An 18,300-nucleotide genomic window follows, 5' to 3' on the forward strand; every position below is an offset into this window, starting at 1 on the left:
GTCGGTTCAGGCGCTTCCCCCTGCGACGACGCGCGCCGGTCATATTCAGCTGACTGCAACGCGGCCCCTCACGGCCGCTCGCCCCGCGCCAGTCTCGCCTCGATGTCGTACACCACCGGCATCAGATCCGCGACGCTGTCGATCACATAATGCGCGCCCGCCGCCTGCAGCTTCTGGATCGCCGCGTTGCGGCGCCATGCGAACTCGTCCGGCGCGAGCGCCTTGACGTCGCCTTCGGCCATCCCGAACGCATTGCCGCTCACCGAGACTCCAACCGTCCACGTGCCGCCGTTGATTCCTTCTTCAATGCCGACCTCGGTGTCGTCGACCTTGATCGCTTCCTTCGCGCGCCAGACGCCCAGCTCCGGCAACGTCCTGTAGATCATGTACGGCGATGGCCGCCCTTCCGCCGTGTCGCCGGTGCACACGATGCTGTCCGGCGAAAACCCCTGCGCCGCCGCACCCGGCACGATCTCGGCCATGATCTCGCGCGTATAGCCGGTGGTCGTGCCGATCCGGATATCGTCGCCGCGCAGCGCGCTCGCCACGTCGGCCACGCCCGGAATCACCGAGCTATAGCTCGCCGCCACCGCGATGTTCTTCGGCACGAACACGTCGTACACGGCGTCGATATCCGCGTCATCCGGCGCGTGCCCGTACTTGTCGGTCCATGCCTGCGCGACGCGGGGCAACGCCATCAGCGCCGCGATATGCGGGCGCTTGGCCATGCCCATCGGGCCGCGCGCTTCGTCGATCGTGATCGGCACGCCAAACTGCCCGAAGGTCTCCACAAAGGCGCCCATCGGCGCCAACGAACCGTAATCGACCACCGTGCCGGCCCAATCGAAAATCACCGCTTTTACGTGCTTCATCGACTTCTATCCTTCGGAGGTTCCAACGCTCGCGCGGCGTGCCGCGCGTTTTTCATGACGTGCTGTCCGGCCGTCCGCGTGCCGGCTACCCGGTCCACGCGCCGCACGGCCAACGCCGATCTTCAGGCCGCCTCGGCCAATGTCCTGCGTTCTTCGAGCGCCGCTGCGGGCGGCGCCGCATGCCCGACGCCCATCGTGCGCAGCGAGTTGGCGCATGCCTCGACGACGCGGCGCATCACGTGCTCATCCACCTGACCGATGCAGCCAATACGGAAGCTGTCCACCACCGTCAACTTGCCTGGATAGATGATGAAGCCCTGCTGCTTCATCAATTCATAGAAGGTTTCGAACCTGAACGACGGGTGCGCCGGCGCAAAAAACGTCACGATGACCGGCGAGCGCCAGCGTGCATTCAGCAACGGCTCGAAGCCGAGTTCGCGCATGCCGGCCACCAGCACGTCGCGATTGTTCGCGTAACGCGCGAGGCGCCCCACCTGTCCGCCTTCGAGCCTGAAGAGACGCAGCGCTTCGATAAACGCGGCCACCGCATGCGTGGGCGGCGTGAAGCGCCACTGACCGGTGCGGTTCATCACGTCCCATTGATCGTAGACGTCGAGCGCGAGCGAGTGACTGCGGCCCTTCGCCTCCCGCAACGCGCTTTTGCGCGCGATCACGAAGCCGAAACCCGGCACACCCTCGATACATTTATTCGCCGACGACACGAAAGCCTCGCAGGCAATCTCGCGCACGTCGAGCGGCACCGCGCCGAAGGCGCTCATCGAATCGATCAGCAGCTTGCGGCCTTTCTTCGCGGTGGCGGCGGCGATCTCTTCGATCGGATTGAGAATCCCCGAACTGGTTTCGCAATGCACGGCGACCACATGGGTAATGCGCGGATCATCGTCCAGCATGCGTTCGATTTCGGCGCCGCGCGGCGGCAGATAATCGCCCTTATCCAGCACCGTGCAGGCGCGGCCGAGATAGCCGAGCGTGGTCACGATGCGCTTGCCGTACGCTCCGTTGGCCAGCACGAGTGCGTGAGCGTCGCGCGGAATCAGGCTGCCTAGCATGGCTTCGACGCAATAGCTGCCGCTGCCTTGCAGCGGCACGCAGTCGTATTCGCCTGCCGTGTCGCCGGCGATTTCCAGCAGGCTGCTGCGCAGCAGCGCGGTCATCGCGCGGAAATCGCCGTCCCACGAGCCCCAGTCGCGCAGCATCGCTTCTTTGGTCGAGAACGCCGTGGTGAGCGGCCCGGGTGTCAGCAGATACGGCTCGCCCCTGCGCGGCTGCACGCACGTGAGCGCTGAGAACCCGGCGGCGCTCACGGCTCGGGAATGGTCGGTCACGCTATCCATGTTCGGCATCTCCGGCATTGCTGTTTCAGTGACTCATTCCGGTACTTCATTCCGGTACTTCATTTGGGTATCTCACACAGTACAGAAACACGCTGCATCGGTAAAATCGATATAATCGATGCTGATATCGTAATAACTTATACCCCAGCGAGGCACACGTGCAATACGCGCAATTGCGGGCGTTTCATGCGGTCGCGGAACATGGTGGCTTTTCCAAAGCGGCGCAGGCGCTCTCGCTCACCCAGCCGGCCGTGTCGGATCACGTGCGGCGGCTGGAACAGGATTACGGCGTCAAGCTGTTCGAGCGCGGGCCGCGCGGCGTCGCGACCACGGAACTCGGTCTGCGCCTTTTCAGCGTGACGCGGCAGATGCTCAGTTGCGAGCGCGACGCGCGGCAACTGCTCGAATCTGCGGGCGGGCTCGAATCCGGCTCGCTCTCGCTGGCAGCGGACGCGCCCGATCTGGCGGTCGCGCTGATCAGCGCGTTTCGCAAGCTGCATCCGGGAATCGTCGTGACGCTGTCCATCGCCAACGCCGCGGATTGCATGCAGCGCGTGCTGGCGAGCGCCGTGGACGCGGCCATTACCGCCGCGCCGCAGGTGCATAGCCGGCTGGAAGCACGCGTATTGCGGCGCGATCCGCTGGTGGCAATGGTGCCGGCCAGCTACCCGGTGGCGAAGAAACGCAAGCTGAGCTACGCGGAACTGGTGCGGCAGCCAATGATCTTCCGCGAGGCGCAATCCGTCACGCAACAACTGCTCGAGACCGAACTGGTGCGCGAATCGCTGCAAGTGGAACCGGTGATGTACGTGGACGGCCGCGAGGCGCTCGAAGAAGCGGTCGCGCAAGGCATGGGCGTGGGCGTGATCGCGCGCGCCGAATTCAACGAATCGCGGCGCATCAGAATGATTCCGCTACAGGACTGCCGGGTGCAGATGATCGAATCGCTGACACGGCTCGCGGAGCGGCCGGGATCGAATCTGCTGGACGCATTGTTTGCGGTGGAGTTGACGAAGCCGGCTCCGGCTACCTCCGCCCGATAAAACCGACAGCCGCCCGGCAGGCGCAGCCTGCGGGCGGCTTTTCTTCATGCCGCACGATGAGGCGTGACGCTATCGCGCTGCGCCACGCGCCTTCGCGCAGAACCGCTTAACGCGAGCCACCGCTCGCGATCAGGCTTTCGCCCGTCAGCCAGCGCGCGTCGTCGGACGCGAGGAAGGCGACCACATCGGCGATATCGTCGGGCTGGCCGATACGGCCGAGCGGCGTCGTGCTGACGGCCCACGTTTCGAAGTCGGAACCGAGAATGCCCGCGGTATGCGTGCCTTCCGTGGCCACCATGCCCGGATTCACCGAGTTGACGCGGATCTTGCGCGGGCCGAGTTCGCGTGCGAGCACACCCGTAATGCCGTCCACCGCGCCCTTGGTGGCGGTATAGACCGCGCTGCCCGGCGGCGTGATGCGGCTCACCACCGAGCTGATATTGACGATGCTCGCGCCTTCGCCGAGATGCTTGACCGCAGCCTGCGTGGTCAGCAGCAAACCGAGCACATTCACGTTGAAGTGCCTGTGGAAGTGCTCTTCGGTGATTTCTTCGATCGGTGCGAATTCATACACGCCCGAGTTGTTGACGAGAATGTCGAGACGGCCATACGTTTCCACGGCAGTATCGATGATGCCCTGCGCGTCTGCCGCTTTGGAGACGTCGCCCGCCACGGCCACCGCCTTGCCGCCCGCGGCGGTAATCGCGGCGACCACGCTGTCCGCACCCGTCCTGCTCGACGAATAGTTCACCACCACGGAGGCGCCCTGCGCAGCCAATGCCTTGGCGATAGCCGCGCCGATACCTTTCGATGCGCCCGTTACAACTGCAACTTTGCCTGTGAGCTTGCTCATGATCGATTCCTTTAAATGGGATTTGCGCCGATGCTGCTGCGAAGATTCGCGGGCTGCGTTGGAAATCCAGTAGCGCTGTCACTGGTGACAATGTAGGCAGGTTGAGCAGGCGGATAAAGCGGCTGGAGGCGAACAGATACGTCGGTTGAGCCGAACAATCGGCGCACGCCTGCTGCGCATGGCTGGAAAAGCATGATGGGGGGGCGGCTCCATGCGGGTGAAGCCAGCGGCACGGCATGCCGCGCATTGAATTCAGCGCCAATTCAGCACTAATTCAGCACTTACGCATCAACATGAACTGCACGGCGACACTGGCCAGCACCGCCAGCGCGCCGAGCGTATCGAGAATAGTGGGCCACACAATATCGCTCCTTCCACGTTCGCTTTCACCACTGTTTGATTAAACGAATGCGCGCGCCATCAATTGAATGCCCAGTCCGAGCAGACAGATAAAGAACCAGCGCCTGAAGGTCTGCGCGCCGATACGTCCGCGCACGCGCTGTCCGAGCCACATGCCGAACAGTGCCGGGACCACGGCGAAGAACGACTCGCCCAGATCGCCGGGCGCAAACGCGTGCTCTCTGGCAAGCCCGATCGCGAGCGCGATGGTGGACACCGTGAACGAAAGCCCGAGCGCCTGCACCAGATCCTCTTTCTTCAACGCCAACCCTTGCAGATAGGGTACGGCCGGCACGACAAACACGCCGGTGCCGCCGGTGACGACACCCGTCACCGCGCCGATCGCCGGCGACAACCAGCGCTCATGCCGCGCCGGCACCGAGAAGCGCCATGCCAGCAAACCGGCCACCGCATAGAGCGTCAGCGCGGCACCGAGACCGACCACGGCCCACTCGCCGCCGCCCCCCGCAATGAACGACGCGGCCCCCACCGTGCCGGCGACGATGCCCAGCATCATCGGCCACAAACGTCTGACGAGCATCCGCACGCTCGGCCCCGCCACCAGTTGCCAGACGTTCGTGATGAAGGACGGCAACAGCAGCATGGCGGCGGCCTGCGCCGGCAGCATCAGCGTGCCGAGCACGCCCATCGCGACCGTCGGCAGTCCCATGCCGGTCACGCCCTTGACGAAGCCGGCGACAACGAAAGTCACGGCGACCACACCCGCGCGCATCGCAAACGAAGAGATCATCGGCATGTCGTTATTGAAGTGATGCGGCAATTCTCAATCGCCGCAAGGCCGGCCACAATGCGTAAGATACTTACCGTGACTTAGGCTGGGGCTAAGGCACGCGCCCCCGTGAAACCGCACCTCCACTTGCTCTCCATGCGCTTCGACCTGATCGACCTACGCCTCTTTCTGCATATCCTCGAAACCGGCAGCATCACGCACGGCGCGGCGCGCGCGAACATGTCGCTGCCCTCGGCGAGCGCGCGGCTGCGCGGCATGGAAGACGCACTCGGCATGCCGCTGCTCGAACGCGGCCGGCGCGGCGTCGAATCCACGCCGACCGGCGACACGCTCGCGCATCACGCGCGGCTCGTGCTCGGACAGATCGAAAGAATGCAGGGCGAACTGGGCGAGCATCAGGAAGGCCGCAAGGCCTGCATACGGCTGTGGACCAACACGGCGGCCATCACCGAGTTCCTGCCGGCCGCGATCGGTCTCTTTCTGCGCGATCACCCGAACGTGCAGATCGACCTGAAGGAGCGGCAAAGCAGCGAAACGGTCAAGGCGGTGCTGAGCGGCGCGGCTGAAATCGGCATCATTTCCGATGCGGTCGAACACGGCGCGTTGCAGACCTTCCCCTTCGCCATCGACAAACTGGTGCTCGTCACGAGCCGTGACGATGCGCTCGCCACATGCCGCCGTACGACGCTGGCCGAAGTGGCGGACCGGGAGTTCATCGGGCTGAGCGCGGACAGCGCGTTGCAGGCCTACCTCGGCGAGCGCGCGCTGCTGGCGGGCCAGCCGCTCAGCTTCCGCACCCACGTGCGGACCTTCGACGCCGTGTGCTGCATGGTCGACCAGGGCGCCGGAGTGGGTATCGTGCCGGCCACGGCGGCGAAGCGCTATCGCGGCACGCCCGGCATCCGCACGATCGAGCTGACCGATAGCTGGGCCACGCGCCAGTTGCTGATCTGCATGCGCGACCTGAACGCGATGGCGCGGCCGGAAAAGGCGCTTGTCCGGCATCTGGCCGGGATTTGAAATGCGCGCCCCAGGGGCGATACTGAGCCGGTCGCGCACTTTGAATTATCAGCCTGATTTATCTGACTGACCATTTTTAATCGATTTGCCTGATTTGGCGTGGTTTCTTATCCTTGATGCACTTGCTGCACAACCGCATGCGATCCGACGCATGCGCCGTCCGCTCATTCTGCCGGCCCTATCATGGAAAGAACCACCTTTAACGTGCGCGTAGACAGCGTCCGTGACGAAGCGCACGGCGTGCGCTCGTTCAGCGTGTCGCGTCTGGACGGCCAGCCGTTCGACCACTACGAACCCGGCGCACATATCGACGTTACCGGACCTTCCGGCGTCACGCGGCAATACTCGTTGTGCGGCGATCCGGATCACCGTGAAACGCATCTGTTTGCAGTGAAGCGTGAAGACGCCTCGCGCGGCGGTTCGCGTTCGCTGCATGACGAAGTCACGGTTGGCAGCCAATTGACCATCGGCGCACCGCGCAATCTGTTCCAACTCGCGCCGGGCGCCGAAGAACATGTTCTGATCGCCGCCGGTATCGGCGTAACGCCACTCCTGAGCATGGCGTACCGCTTGCTCAAACAGCGGCAACCCTTCGTTCTGCACTATTTCGCGCGCAGTGCCGAACACGCGGCGTTCTTGCCGCTGCTCTCACGCGCGCCGTTCAGTGAATACGTGAAGCTGCATTTCGGCGTCGAGCGCGATCGGCTCGATGCGGTACTCGGCGATTGTCTCGCGGATGCGCGCGACGGCACGCACATTTACACGTGCGGGCCGTCGGCTTTCATGGAACGCGTGGTGGCGATCGGCGAAACGCGTGTCCAGCCGCAAGCGATTCACCTCGAACGATTCGCGGCCGAGCCGGCTTCGACCACGAGCGCCGAATCCGCCACGCTCGATACCTTCGACGTGCGAATTGCAAGCAGCGGCGCGACCGTGCGTGTGGACAGGAACACGACTATCGTCGCGGCGCTCGCGTCGATCGGCATCGAAGTGGATACGTCGTGCGGCGAAGGTGTGTGCGGCACGTGCATGGTCGACGTGGTGAGCGGCACGCCCGAGCATCGCGACCATTGCCTGAGCAAAGCGGAACGCGCGAGCGGCAAGGTGATCTGCTGCTGCATCTCGCGCGCGGCATCGCCGGTTCTGGTGCTGGATCTGTAAAGACCGGCCAGGGTGCTGCAATCGCAGCACCTTTCCCAAACGCCGGCTGTTACCGGTCGTCGTCGCGAATTGACGACGCATGCCGGCACAGCGCGCGCACTTCGACATCCATATACGGAAACAGCGGCAACTGGCTCAGCACGTCGTGCAGATGCGCGGGGCTCTCCACGTCGAACACGCTGATATTCGCGTAGCGCCCGGCAATCCGCCACAAATGCCGCCACACGCCTTCCTGTTGCAGCCTTTGCGACATCGCTTTCTCATCGGCCTTCAGGCGCGCGGCGCGTTCGGCGTCCATATCCACCGGCAGATTGACGGTCATTTCAACGTGAAACAGCATGCTTGCTCCTATCCCTGATCGATAACCAAAAAGCCCTGGTGGCCCGGCCGATCTCGCCGCGCAACCAGGGTTGACAGATTCATGCGGTACGTCCAGCCGTTTTCTCGCGCGAATCAGGCTTCAGCGCGCAAACGCTCCACTTCGGCGTCAGGCAGGTTGTCGCGTTCCCTGAACAGCGTGAAGTCGAAATCGATCAACGCGAAATTGCCGTCCACGCCATACGGTTTGCCTTCGGCGCCCTCGGCCTGCTTGACGGCAGGCACGAGTCCGTCGCGCGTGGCGAACGCGAAGTCGTCCCACAGATACGGATCGCCGTCGATGTTGATCTGCGTGGTCAGCTTGCGGAACCCCGGCGCGGAAACGAAAAAGTGAATATGCGCCGGACGATGCCCATGACGGCCGAGCTGATCGAGCAGCAACTGTGTCTGCCCTTGCGGCGGCACGCTATAGCCGACCGGCACGACGCTGCGGAAACTGTATTTGCCTTCGGCGTCGGTACGGATCGAGCGGCGCAGATTGAAGGCCGGCTGCGATTTGTCGAAGTACGAGTAGTTGCCGAGATGATTCGCGTGCCACACCTCCACGAGCGCATGCGCCAGAGGCTTGCCGTCTTCGCCCAGCACGCGGCCGCGCATCACCAGCGTCTGGCCCGGATCGGTGCCGTCGTCGAGCCGCGCATGCCCTTCGGAGAGCGGCGCGCCGGCCACGTACAACGGACCTTCAATGGTGCGCGGCGTGCCGCCTTCGATCCCGGCCTTCGCCTCCGCTTCGTCCAGACGCAGATCGAGAAAATGCTCGAATCCCAGACCCGCGGCCAGCAGACCGAGCTCGCCGCTCTTGCCGGCGTCGCCGAGATAGTTCAGCGCGGTCCAGAATTCGGCGGGCTGCACGTCGAGGTCTTCGATCGTATAGAACAGATCCTGCACGATCCGGTTGACGATCTGCGTGGTGCGCGGATTGCCTGCGTGGATGGCGCTGTCGTTGATCTTCTGGAGCAACGCGTCGATAGCTTGCCTGTTCATGGGGTATCTCCTTCGTATGATGTTCTGGATGGCTAACGGATGAGCCTTCAGTTCGTGGTAACGCTGGCACCTTTGCGCGTATCGCGTCGCAGGCGGTCGATCTTGTCCCAGTCGAGCGTGATGCCAAGACCCGGACCTTGAGGCAGGTGCAGCGCAAAGTTCTCGTAGCGCAGCGGTTCGGTGAGAATTTCTTCGGTCAGCAGCAACGGGCCGAACAGTTCGGTGCCCCACTTCAGCTCGCCGAAGGTGCTGAACAGTTGCGCCGAAGCCATCGTGCCCACCGCGCCTTCGAGCATGGTGCCGCCATACAGGTCGATATTCGCGGCCGAGGCGATGGCCGCCACCTGCGCCGCGCCCGCGAGGCCGCCCGATTGCGCGATCTTCACGGCGAAGACATCGGCGGCACGGGCACTGGCAATCGCGAACGCGTCGGCCGGACCGTGCAGCGCCTCGTCCGCCATGATCGGCACTTGAGCGAGGTCGGTCAGACGTTTGAGGCCCGCGCGGTTTTCCGCGGCAATGGGCTGCTCGATCAGCGCCACGCCGGCATCGGCGAAACGCCGCGCGGCCCAGATCGTTTCCGATTCCGTCCATGCCTGGTTCACATCGACCCGCACTTCGCCGCGCCCTTCCAGTGCTTTCCTGATGGCGACGACATGCGCCACGTCGTCGGCCAGCGCGCGCGAGCCGATCTTCAGCTTGAATACCCGATGCCGCTTCGTCTCGTACACCTGCCCGGCTTCGTCGATATCGCGCTTCGTGTCGCCGCTCGCGAGCGTCCACGCCACGTCCACGCAATCGCGCACGCGACCGCCGAACAGTTCCGACAGCGGCACGCCGAGGCGCTGTGCCTGCGCGTCGAACAGCGCCGTTTCCAGCGCGGATTTCGCAAAGCGGTTGCCCTGAAACAGCTCGCGCAGTTTTGCCATCGCGGCGCCCGGACGCGTTGCGTCCAACCCTTTGAGCAGCGGCGCGAAATAGGTGTCGATGTTGACCTTGATACTTTCCGGGCTTTCCTCACCGTAAGCGAGGCCGCCGATGGTGGTGCCCTCGCCTACGCCGACTACCCCGTCGGCGCAACGGATGCGCACCAGCACCAGCGTCTGGCAATTCATCGTTGCGACCGAGAGCCGGTGCGGACGGATCGTCGGTACGTCGACGAGAATCGTCTCCACGCTCTCGATCTTCACGGGTGTTGCTATCATTCGTTGCCCTCCTGAACTGCCTGACCGGGAGCCCCCATATTAGAAACAAACCCGCGAAGCAGTCCAACACCGATTCCGACTACTTCCATACCTTAGAGGTATGCATGGAACTTCGCCAACTCCGCTATTTCATCGCGGTCGCGGAAGAAATGAACATCACGCGGGCCGCCAATCGCCTGCACATGACGCAGCCGCCGCTCAGCCGGCAGATCCAGCAGATCGAAGAAAACGTCGGCCTGCCGCTGTTCGAACGCGGCTCGCGGCCATTGCGGCTGACCGAAGCCGGCCGCATTTTCTATGCGCAGGCAAAGCGCCTGATCGATGAAGCGGACGAGCTCGCCCCGCTCACGCGGCGCCTCGCGCAACTGGCCGAGCGCGTCGTGATCGGCTTCGTGCCGTCGACGCTTTATGGCGCGCTGCCCGCCGTGATCCGTGCGTTTCGTGAAGCCGCGCCGCATATCGAGCTCTCGCTGATCGAAATGTTCACGATCGAGCAGCTCGGGGCGCTCAAGGGCGGCCGCATCGACGTTGGCTTCGGGCGCCTGCGCTTCGACGACGCGCAACTCGCGCGCGAAGTCCTCGTCGAAGAACGGATGATTGCGGCGCTGCCGCAAGACCATCCGCTGGCGCGCCAGAAGAAGGCGCTGACATTGGCGGCGCTCGCGCAGGAAACCCTGATCGTCTATCCGAGCACGCCGCGGCCGAGCTATGCCGACCAGCAGCTATCGGCCATGCACGATCATGCATTGGAGCCGAAGGCGATCCATGAAGTGCGGGAATTGCAGACCGCGTTGGGTCTGGTCGCGGCGCAGGTGGGCGTGTGCCTGGTGCCGGAGAGCGTGGAGGGTTTGCGCGCGCACGGCGTGGTGTACCGGCCGATTCCGGCGGCCAACGTTGCTTCGCCGATCATCATGAGCCGCCGTTTGCAGGACGAATCGCCGACCACCACGTTGCTCTGTTCGCTCGCACGTGAGCTGTTCAAACGGGTTTGACGAGATTTAACCGGGCCGCGCGGTCACTTCCCATCGAAGTGCCGCACGATATCCGCCATCAGGTTGCGCAGCCACACGTTGCCCTCGTCCTGATCGAAATGCTCGTGCCAGTGCATCGTCACGGCCGCGATCGGCAAGGTCACGGGCAACTCGTAGATCTGAAAATTGCCGCCGCGATTGAAAATCTGCGCAAGGCGCCGCGGCAGCGTGGCGAACAGATCGGTGACCGCCAGCACGCTCGGCAACGCCACGAAATGCGGTAGTTCCAGCGCGATATGACGCCCCACGCCCTGCGTGCGGAATTCGTCGTCGAGCGCGCGGTGACTGTGCTCGACCGACGTGATCTGCACGTGCGAAGCATCCAGAAACGCCTTCAGACTCAGCTCCTTCGCGCGCGGCAAGCCGCGGCGCTTCCTCGTCATGCATACGTACGTCTCTTCGAACAGTGCCTGATGGCGCGTGCGTGCGGTCAGTGTAGGCAGATTGCCGATGGCGAAATCGAGCCGGCTCGCGCGCAATGCGTCTTCGATCTCCTCGACCGGCAACGGCTCGATGCGCAATCTCACGCGCGGCGCCTGCTGGTGCAAAGCCTCGCAAATGGGCGGCAGATAGGCGAGTTCGCCCGCATCCGAAAGCGACACGCGAAACGTGCGCGTGCTCACCGCCGGGTCGAAATGTTCCGCGTAGCGCAGCGCCTCGCGCACCGTGTCCAGCGCGCGCGCCACGATAGCCGACAGCTCCAGCGCTATCGGCGTGGGCTGCATGCCGGCGCGCGTGCGGATAAAGAGCGGGTCGTCGAATAGCGTGCGCAAACGCCCCAGCGAATAGCTGATGGCGGGCTGCGACAACGCCAGCCGCTCGCCCGCGCGAGTCAGGCTGCGTTCTTCGACGATCGCCTGAAAAACGCGCAGCAGGTTGAGGTCGACCTGATCCAGCGAATTCATCCAGATATCCATGCGGTTGATTTTATATTTCATTTTAGATCAATTTGACGCATATCAACGGGTCGGCGAGACTGGCCTTCATCCACCACCCCACCTGCATAGCCATGAGCGAATCCCCGTATCAGAGCGTCGACGCGAGCGCGTTGTATCAGCGCGCGCAGTCCGATCGCGTGGCCCCGTCGCTGTACTACGACCCTGCCGTTTTCGAAGCGGAACTCGAACGCATTTTCTACAAGACATGGGTCTGGGTCGCGCACGAAAGCGAATTGCCGGATCCGGGCGACTTCCGCACCACCACGATCGGCCGTCAGCCGGTGATCGTGGTGCGCGACAAGACCGGCGCGGTCAACGTATTGCAGAACCGCTGCCGCCACCGCGGCGCAACCGTCTGCGAACAGCACAAGGGCAACGCCAAAGGCTTCACGTGCCCTTATCACAGCTGGACCTATGGTCTCGACGGCGCACTGCGCGCACTGCCGTACGGCGACGGTTACGAAGGCGTGATCGACAAGACCGAGCTGCCGCTCGCCAGCCTGCGCGTGGGCATCTATCAAGGCCTGATCTTCGCGAGCTTCAATCAGGAGATCGAGCCGCTCGAAGATTTCCTCGGCGGTGCGAAACCGTGGATCGACCTGTTCATGAAGCAAGGCGCCGGCTATCCGGTCAAGACCAACGGCGAGCATCGCTTTCGCTTTAACGGCAACTGGAAGATCCAGCTCGAGAACACCACGGATCTGTATCACTTCCCCGTGGTCCACAAGTCGTGGCTGAAATCGATCGACGAGGAAACCACCGCCGCGATCACGAGCTTCATGACAAGCGACCAGGCTTTCTGCCGTTCGCTCGGCAACGGCCACAGCCTCGCCGTGCTGATGCCGGAACTAGTCGATCTCGACCGCGATGACGGCGCGCCGATCCCCGAGCGCTTCACAGAGCTGGCCGCGTCACTCGCAAAAGACCACACGCCGGAACAAGTGCGCCGTATCGTGCGCTCGCTGATGGGCGTCGGCTTCAATCTGAATCTGTTTCCGAACCTCGCGCTGTCGATGGCGTTTTTCCGCGTACTGCGGCCCATTTCCGCGAACGAGACCGAGATCCGTCATGTCGCCCTCGCAATGGACGGCGGCCCCGAAGAAGCGAACCGTGTGCGCCTGCGCATTCACGAACACTTCCAGGGCCCGTTCGGTTTCGGCAGTCCGGACGACGCCGAAGCGTGGGAACGCGTGCAGCGCGGCTCGCACGCCGGCCCCGATCTGCCGATTCTCGTCAACCGTGGCCTGAATCGCGAGAGCACGGCGCCGAATGGCGAAAAAACCGCCCACGCCACGGACGAAACCGGCATGCGCGAAGCTTACGCGCAATGGCGCACGATGATGGAGCAGGCATGATGGACGACAGGAACACGCTGTTTTCGCAGAAGACATTCACCGGCGCGATCGAACTCATCTGGCGCGAAGCGGAACTGCTGGACCGCAAGGACTATCGCGAGTGGCTGTCGCTGTGGGACCCCACGGGCTTCTACGTGGTGCCGATCGAGCACGACACCACCGACTTCGCCGCCACGCTGAACTATGCGTACGACGATCACGACATGCGCGAAAAACGCGTGCAGCGCATGACGTCCGGCTATTCGGTATCGGCTGCCGACGCCGCCCGCACCGTACGCACCGTGTCGCGTTTCACGCTCACCAGCGAAGCGGCCGACGAAGTCACGGTGAACTCGGCGCAAGTCATCGTCGCGTTCAAGCGCGGCAAGTCGACGCTGTTCGCGGCGGACCTCACGCATCGCATCGGTTTCGCGAGCGGAGAGCCGCGCATCGTGCAGAAGGTGATCCGCCTGATCGATTCGACCGATGCGTTGAGCGCGATCGGCTTCCTGCTCTGAACCCCAAAAAACCAGCGAGCACGACGATGCCAAACGACACGTTCTCTCCCACGGCCGGATCGCCCCCCGCATCCGCCGCACCGGCTGCCTCGCGGACCTTGCGGCGCATCATCGTCGCCTCCGTCCTCGGCAATGCGCTGGAGTGGTACGACTTTTTTCTGTACGGCACGGCCGCCGCACTGATCTTCGGACCGCTGTTCTTCCCGTTGCACGGCGACCCGCTGCTGGGCACCCTTGCCGCGTTCGCCGGCTTCGCGATCGGCTTTCTCGCGCGGCCGCTGGGCGGCATCGTGTTCGGCCATATCGGCGACCGCCACGGCCGCAAAGGCGCGCTCGTCGTCACGCTGATGATGATGGGCGTGGCGACCTTCGGCATCGGCCTGCTGCCCACGTTCTCGCAGATCGGCTTTCTCGCGCCCACGGCGCTCGTGTGTCTGCGCGTCGTGCAGGGCATCGCGTCGGGCGGCGAATGGGGCGGCGGCGTACTGCTGATCAGCGAAAGCGCACCGGCCAACCGGCGCGGCTACTACGCGGCGTTCAGTCAGTTGGGCGTCGCGGGCGGCTTCGTGCTGTCGGCGGCCGCGTTCTATCTGGTGCAGCGCCTGCCGCTGGAAAGCTTCATGTCCTGGGGCTGGCGCGTGCCGTTTCTGGCCAGCGTGCTGATTTTCGGCGTGGGCGTGTACATTCGCCGGCGCTTGCCCGAAAGCCGCGATTTCACCGCCGCCAAACCAAAGCACATGCCCGTGCTGACGGTGATACGCAATCATCCGAAGCAGGTATTACAGGCTATGGGGCTGCGCGTCGCCGAAAACGGCGGGACGTATATCTTTCTTTCGTTCGTGCTGGTGTACGGCAAGACGATCGGCGTGCCCGTTTCGGTGATGCTCGGCGGCGTCATGATCGCCATGCTGCTCGAACTCGTCACAATCGTGTTGTGGGGGCGTTTGTCGGACCTGATCGGACGGCGGCCGGTGTATATGATCGGCGCGCTCGGACTGGTGGTGATCGCGTTTCCCGCGTTCTGGCTGATCGACACGCACCAGCCGATGCTCGTCTTCCTTTCTCTCGCGCTAGGCTTGCCGTTCTGCCACGCCGCGATGATCGGCACGCAGCCCGCGTTGATGGGCGAACTGTTTCCCACGGAAGTGCGCTACTCGGGCATGGCGCTCGGGCATGAAATTGCCTCGGTATTTTCCGGCGGGCTCGCACCGCTCGTCGCCACCGCCCTGTATGCGAAAGTGCGTGCGCCGTGGCCAGTGGCGCTGATGCTGATCGCTTTCGGGCTGATTACCGCGCTTACGCTCGTGACCATTCCTCGCAACACCAGCGCCACGCATGATTGAGTTGTGATCAACCGGCCGGGGCGCCTCGGCGGTCGGGTGCTCGTAACCAGCACGCGTTTCCACGCGAAGGCGGCCCGGACAGCGGCGGTGGCTTGGTATTCGCGGGCGTCGTGCCGATTCCAGGCTATTCCAGGCTATTCCAGGCTACCTGTAGGCCACTTTCCAGTTGATCCGTCATCCTGACGATTACGATTGCAAGGAGCAACGCCTCATGTCCGATACTTCAACGCCGCCGCTGCGCGTTCTGTTCTGCTGCGGCGTCACGCAGAATTTCTTCGATCTGTCGCGCGAGCAGATCGGCGAAGTCTGGCAGGCTTACGGCAAGATGCTGGCCGCCGTCGAGTCGATGCAAGGCGTCAAGGTGCTCGGCATCATGGACGACGACCGTCTCACCGTCGGCCATGCCGACAATTCGCCGTGGACCTTTTACATCATGGCCGACGTGCGCGATTTCGACACCGCCGTGGCCGTGTGCAATCTGTATCGCACTACGCCGGTGGGCGAATACAACCTGTGGCGCTATGGGAAGATCGAAGCGCGGGTCGGGCGCGCGCTGCAGGTGCCGCCGCAACATGCCCATGCAGCGTGAGCGCGACGCCATGAATGCCGCTCCCGCCACGCTTGCCCTGTTGACCGAGCGGCTTGCCGCGCTCGAAGCCGAATCCGCGGTGCGCCGCACGATGTCGCGCTATATGGCGCTATGCGACGTGCCGTGCAGCGCGCTCGAAGGCGAGTCGCTCGCCGCGCTCTTTACCGCCGACGCGATCTGGGAAGGCGTCGGCCCGCAGTACGCGAGCAGGTTCGGCCGCCTGACGGGCCACGCCGAAATCCTGACGATGCTCACGCGCTACCTGCCGCCGTCGCCGCATTTCTCGGTGAACGTGCACTTCCTCACGTCGGAAACCATCCACGTGCAAGGCGCGAACGCGAAAGGCCGCTGGATCATGCTGCAGGCTTCGGGCTATGTCGATGCACAGGCCGAGCTGATCGCGGCGCGACTCGAAGTGGATTTCGCGCCTGCCGGCAATGGCCGCGACTGGCTCATCACGCACTTTCGCACGGAACGCCTGTTCGACGCGCCGTGGCAAGTCAATGCAAGGAAACCGCAGACATGAACGAGTTTATCCAGACCCTGTCGTTAGGCAGCAGCGGTCCGAGCATCGCGATCAAGGACACGATCGATATCGCCGGCTACCCCACCACCGCCGCGAGCCGCGCGCTGGCGGATACGCCACCCGCGCGGCGGCATGCGCAGGTGGTTGAACGGTTGCTGGCGGCGGGCTGGCATATCGTCGGCAAAACGAACATGCATGAACTGGCGTTCGGCATGACCGGCATCAACGACTACACCGGCACGCCGCAGAATCCGCAGGACGCCACGCGCATTCCGGGCGGATCGTCGAGCGGATCGGCGGCCGCGGTCGGGCTGAAACTCGCCGACGCCGCGCTCGGCACCGACACCGGAGGTTCCATTCGCGGCCCCGCCGCATGCTGCGGCGTGATCGGATTGAAGCCCACCTTCGGGCGCGTGTCGCGGCTCGGCGTGGCGCCGCGAGAATCCACGCTCGACTGTGTCGGGCCATTTGCGCGCGACATGCGCATGCTCGCCGCCGCGATGCTCGCCATAACCGCGGATTTCGATGCGAACGCCGCGCACGCGTGGCAAGGCCCGTGCAAGGTCGGTATCGTGCAGGCCGACGCCACGGCCGACATTCTCGCCGCCGTGGCACGCGCCGCCGACACGGCCAACTGTACCGCGCATACGTTGCAACTCACGGGTCTCGCAGCCGCTTTCGACGCGGGCCTCACCGTCATCAACGCCGAGACTTCGCGCGCGTTCGGGCATCTGGTGGCAGGCGGAAAGATCGGCGCGGATCTCGACGCGCGCCTGCGCGCGGCAGCCAACACCACCGCCGCGCAAGTCGATGCGGCGGAACAGGTGCGCCGCCAGTTCACGGCGGCCATCGACCACGCGCTCGACAACGCCGACGTATTGATTCTGCCCACACTGCCCGCTCTGCCCATCACCCTCGAAGAAGCGCGCAGCGGCAAGTCCGTGATCGCGATGTCCTCGCTGATCCGGCCGTTCAATCTGAGCGGGCATCCCGCGTTGAGTTTGCCGCTGCCGGTTGAAGGCTCGCCGCTCAAGGCGGGGTTGCAGATCGTGGGACGCAAGGGGCATGACGAGCAGGTGTGCGCAATCGCGGCACGTTTCGAAGCCGCCCTTGCCGCCTGACGCAGGCATCAAGTCATGCCGCCCGCGCGGCTGGCTGTTTTATCCGGAGCGCAAGCAATGCAGAAGAGAGTCGTACTCGTCACCGGCGCCGCGCGTGGTCTGGGCGCCGCGCTTGCCGCGCGCTTTCACGCGGCGGGCTACGCGGTCGCGATCGGCGATATTGCGTTCGATGCGGCACAAGCCCTTGCGCGCGATCTGAGCGCAGACGGTTCCAGCGCATTCGCCCTGCATCTCGACGTCACCGCGAAGGCCGCTTTCACTGCTGCGCGCGACGCCATTCTTCAACGCTGGGGCCGTGTCGACGCGTTGGTCAACAACGCGGGTGCCTCCAAAGTCGTGTCCGTGATGGACATTACGGCGGAGCAGTTCGATCAGGTCATCAACGTCAATTTGCGGAGCGTGCTGTTCGGCTGCCAGGTGTTCGGCCAGCATTTCGCCGACACGGGCATGGGCCGCATCGTCAACATCGCGTCGCTCGCGGGACAGAACGGCGGCTCGGCGACCGGCGCGCATTACGCGGCGGCGAAAGGCGGGGTGATTACGCTCACCAAGGTATTCGCGCGCGACCTCGGCGCGGCGGGCGTGACCGTCAACGCCATTTCGCCCGGCCCGATGGATCTGCCGATCGTGCATGAAAGCGTGGCGGCCGACAAACTGAAGGCGGTGATCGCGAATATTCCCGCAGGCCGTCTCGGCTCGGCGGATTATGTCGCCGATGTTGCCGTGATGCTCGCGGCGGAAAATGCTTTCTTCGCGAACGGCGCGTGCTGGGATGTGAACGGCGGGCTGTTCATGCGCTGACGGCTGAAGCCGGCTCGTGCCACGAGCGGCAGGCGCTCGATGCTGCATGCCGCAGTTGGCCGCAGACTAGCCACCCCG

The 18,300-nt window shown here is 64.2% G+C and carries 19 protein-coding genes; 11 read left to right on the forward strand and 8 right to left on the reverse strand.

Going from position 1 to position 18,300, the window contains the following annotated elements:
• Positions 1-68: 68 nt before the first annotated feature.
• Together phnX and BXE_RS11470 are read right to left on the reverse strand one after the other, a co-directional pair.
• Positions 69-872 (reverse strand): phosphonoacetaldehyde hydrolase, encoded by an 804-nt coding sequence (gene phnX, locus BXE_RS11465; RefSeq protein WP_011488465.1) that lies wholly within the window; start codon positions 870-872, stop codon positions 69-71.
• 122 nt (positions 873-994) lie between these two features.
• Positions 995-2,227 (reverse strand): 2-aminoethylphosphonate--pyruvate transaminase, encoded by a 1,233-nt coding sequence (locus BXE_RS11470; protein WP_011488466.1) that lies wholly within the window; start codon positions 2,225-2,227, stop codon positions 995-997.
• Positions 2,228-2,385: 158 nt separating this feature from the next.
• On the opposite strand from BXE_RS11470, the gene BXE_RS11475 reads away from it, so the two are divergent.
• On the forward strand, positions 2,386-3,270 hold the full coding sequence (locus BXE_RS11475; protein ID WP_011488467.1) for a LysR substrate-binding domain-containing protein: 885 nt from the start codon (positions 2,386-2,388) through the stop codon (positions 3,268-3,270).
• Positions 3,271-3,376: 106 nt separating this feature from the next.
• Here the strand turns inward: BXE_RS11475 and BXE_RS11480 are convergent, their stop codons facing one another.
• Both BXE_RS11480 and BXE_RS11485 read right to left on the reverse strand, forming a co-directional pair.
• Positions 3,377-4,123 carry a glucose 1-dehydrogenase gene (locus tag BXE_RS11480; protein WP_011488468.1) on the reverse strand — a complete coding sequence of 249 codons (747 nt, stop codon included), beginning with the start codon at positions 4,121-4,123 and terminating at the stop codon, positions 3,377-3,379.
• A 400-nt stretch (positions 4,124-4,523) separates the two neighbouring features.
• Positions 4,524-5,279 (reverse strand): sulfite exporter TauE/SafE family protein, encoded by a 756-nt coding sequence (locus BXE_RS11485; RefSeq protein ID WP_011488469.1) that lies wholly within the window; start codon positions 5,277-5,279, stop codon positions 4,524-4,526.
• Positions 5,280-5,408: 129 nt separating this feature from the next.
• Here BXE_RS11485 and BXE_RS11490 point away from each other — a divergent pair, with 129 nt between their 5' ends.
• Together BXE_RS11490 and BXE_RS11495 are read left to right on the forward strand one after the other, a co-directional pair.
• Entirely contained in the window at positions 5,409-6,293 is an 885-nt protein-coding gene (locus tag BXE_RS11490; RefSeq protein WP_011488470.1) for a LysR family transcriptional regulator, read from the forward strand.
• Positions 6,294-6,476: 183 nt separating this feature from the next.
• On the forward strand, positions 6,477-7,454 hold the full coding sequence (locus tag BXE_RS11495) for a PDR/VanB family oxidoreductase (protein ID WP_011488471.1): 978 nt from the start codon (positions 6,477-6,479) through the stop codon (positions 7,452-7,454).
• Positions 7,455-7,503: 49 nt separating this feature from the next.
• Here BXE_RS11495 and catC read toward each other — a convergent pair whose 3' ends face one another.
• From catC to BXE_RS11510, 3 genes are all read right to left on the reverse strand, one after another.
• Positions 7,504-7,794 carry a muconolactone Delta-isomerase gene (catC, locus tag BXE_RS11500; protein WP_007181832.1) on the reverse strand — a complete coding sequence of 97 codons (291 nt, stop codon included), beginning with the start codon at positions 7,792-7,794 and terminating at the stop codon, positions 7,504-7,506.
• Between the two features lie 113 nt (positions 7,795-7,907).
• Entirely contained in the window at positions 7,908-8,816 is a 909-nt protein-coding gene (catA, locus tag BXE_RS11505; RefSeq protein ID WP_011488472.1) for a catechol 1,2-dioxygenase, read from the reverse strand.
• Between the two features lie 47 nt (positions 8,817-8,863).
• A complete protein-coding gene (locus tag BXE_RS11510) occupies positions 8,864-10,021 on the reverse strand; it encodes a muconate/chloromuconate family cycloisomerase (RefSeq protein ID WP_011488473.1) in 1,158 nt (385 codons plus the stop codon).
• 104 nt (positions 10,022-10,125) lie between these two features.
• On the opposite strand from BXE_RS11510, the gene BXE_RS11515 reads away from it, so the two are divergent.
• Entirely contained in the window at positions 10,126-11,013 is an 888-nt protein-coding gene (locus BXE_RS11515; RefSeq protein WP_011488474.1) for a LysR family transcriptional regulator, read from the forward strand.
• A gap of 23 nt (positions 11,014-11,036) precedes the next feature.
• Here the strand turns inward: BXE_RS11515 and BXE_RS11520 are convergent, their stop codons facing one another.
• A complete protein-coding gene (locus tag BXE_RS11520; protein ID WP_038458804.1) occupies positions 11,037-11,957 on the reverse strand; it encodes a LysR family transcriptional regulator in 921 nt (306 codons plus the stop codon).
• A gap of 104 nt (positions 11,958-12,061) precedes the next feature.
• Here BXE_RS11520 and BXE_RS11525 point away from each other — a divergent pair, with 104 nt between their 5' ends.
• From BXE_RS11525 to BXE_RS11555, 7 genes are all read left to right on the forward strand, one after another.
• Positions 12,062-13,345: an aromatic ring-hydroxylating oxygenase subunit alpha gene (locus BXE_RS11525; RefSeq protein WP_011488476.1), complete on the forward strand. Its 1,284-nt coding sequence runs from the start codon at positions 12,062-12,064 to the stop codon at positions 13,343-13,345.
• On the forward strand, positions 13,342-13,842 hold the full coding sequence (locus BXE_RS11530; protein ID WP_011488477.1) for an aromatic-ring-hydroxylating dioxygenase subunit beta: 501 nt from the start codon (positions 13,342-13,344) through the stop codon (positions 13,840-13,842). Before BXE_RS11525 ends, BXE_RS11530 begins: the two co-directional genes overlap by 4 nt.
• 26 nt (positions 13,843-13,868) lie before the next feature.
• Positions 13,869-15,185 carry an MFS transporter gene (locus tag BXE_RS11535; protein ID WP_011488478.1) on the forward strand — a complete coding sequence of 439 codons (1,317 nt, stop codon included), beginning with the start codon at positions 13,869-13,871 and terminating at the stop codon, positions 15,183-15,185.
• A gap of 211 nt (positions 15,186-15,396) precedes the next feature.
• On the forward strand, positions 15,397-15,774 hold the full coding sequence (locus tag BXE_RS11540) for a hypothetical protein (protein ID WP_011488479.1): 378 nt from the start codon (positions 15,397-15,399) through the stop codon (positions 15,772-15,774).
• 10 nt (positions 15,775-15,784) lie between these two features.
• Positions 15,785-16,300, forward strand: a complete 516-nt coding sequence (locus BXE_RS11545; RefSeq protein ID WP_038458802.1) for a nuclear transport factor 2 family protein — start codon at positions 15,785-15,787, stop codon at positions 16,298-16,300.
• The gene (locus tag BXE_RS11550; protein WP_011488481.1) at positions 16,297-17,421 is read left to right on the forward strand and encodes an amidase; all 1,125 of its coding nucleotides are present in this window, start codon (positions 16,297-16,299) and stop codon (positions 17,419-17,421) included. Before BXE_RS11545 ends, BXE_RS11550 begins: the two co-directional genes overlap by 4 nt.
• 57 nt (positions 17,422-17,478) lie before the next feature.
• Positions 17,479-18,222 (forward strand): SDR family NAD(P)-dependent oxidoreductase, encoded by a 744-nt coding sequence (locus tag BXE_RS11555; protein ID WP_011488482.1) that lies wholly within the window; start codon positions 17,479-17,481, stop codon positions 18,220-18,222.
• Positions 18,223-18,300: the final 78 nt, after the last annotated feature.

Origin of the sequence: Paraburkholderia xenovorans LB400 (assembly GCF_000013645.1) — a bacterium.
In the GTDB taxonomy this organism is placed as follows: Bacteria; Pseudomonadota; Gammaproteobacteria; order Burkholderiales; family Burkholderiaceae; genus Paraburkholderia; species Paraburkholderia xenovorans.

Bases quoted from the DNA above. Each gene is read 5' to 3' on its own strand.
- BXE_RS11535 (WP_011488478.1), top strand. From the start codon at position 13,869: ATGCCAAACGACACGTTCTCTCCCACGGCCGGATCGCCCCCCGCATCC.
- BXE_RS11540 (WP_011488479.1), top strand. From the start codon at position 15,397: ATGTCCGATACTTCAACGCCGCCGCTGCGCGTTCTGTTCTGCTGCGGC.
- BXE_RS11515 (WP_011488474.1), top strand. From the start codon at position 10,126: ATGGAACTTCGCCAACTCCGCTATTTCATCGCGGTCGCGGAAGAAATG.
- BXE_RS11485 (WP_011488469.1), bottom strand. From the start codon at position 5,279: ATGCCGATGATCTCTTCGTTTGCGATGCGCGCGGGTGTGGTCGCCGTG.
- BXE_RS11525 (WP_011488476.1), top strand. From the start codon at position 12,062: ATGAGCGAATCCCCGTATCAGAGCGTCGACGCGAGCGCGTTGTATCAG.
- BXE_RS11490 (WP_011488470.1), top strand. From the start codon at position 5,409: ATGCGCTTCGACCTGATCGACCTACGCCTCTTTCTGCATATCCTCGAA.
- BXE_RS11555 (WP_011488482.1), top strand. From the start codon at position 17,479: ATGCAGAAGAGAGTCGTACTCGTCACCGGCGCCGCGCGTGGTCTGGGC.
- BXE_RS11480 (WP_011488468.1), bottom strand. From the start codon at position 4,123: ATGAGCAAGCTCACAGGCAAAGTTGCAGTTGTAACGGGCGCATCGAAA.
- BXE_RS11550 (WP_011488481.1), top strand. From the start codon at position 16,297: ATGAACGAGTTTATCCAGACCCTGTCGTTAGGCAGCAGCGGTCCGAGC.
- catC (WP_007181832.1), bottom strand. From the start codon at position 7,794: ATGCTGTTTCACGTTGAAATGACCGTCAATCTGCCGGTGGATATGGAC.
- BXE_RS11520 (WP_038458804.1), bottom strand. From the start codon at position 11,957: ATGAATTCGCTGGATCAGGTCGACCTCAACCTGCTGCGCGTTTTTCAG.
- BXE_RS11510 (WP_011488473.1), bottom strand. From the start codon at position 10,021: ATGATAGCAACACCCGTGAAGATCGAGAGCGTGGAGACGATTCTCGTC.
- BXE_RS11495 (WP_011488471.1), top strand. From the start codon at position 6,477: ATGGAAAGAACCACCTTTAACGTGCGCGTAGACAGCGTCCGTGACGAA.
- BXE_RS11545 (WP_038458802.1), top strand. From the start codon at position 15,785: ATGAATGCCGCTCCCGCCACGCTTGCCCTGTTGACCGAGCGGCTTGCC.
- catA (WP_011488472.1), bottom strand. From the start codon at position 8,816: ATGAACAGGCAAGCTATCGACGCGTTGCTCCAGAAGATCAACGACAGC.
- BXE_RS11470 (WP_011488466.1), bottom strand. From the start codon at position 2,227: ATGGATAGCGTGACCGACCATTCCCGAGCCGTGAGCGCCGCCGGGTTC.
- BXE_RS11530 (WP_011488477.1), top strand. From the start codon at position 13,342: ATGATGGACGACAGGAACACGCTGTTTTCGCAGAAGACATTCACCGGC.
- phnX (WP_011488465.1), bottom strand. From the start codon at position 872: ATGAAGCACGTAAAAGCGGTGATTTTCGATTGGGCCGGCACGGTGGTC.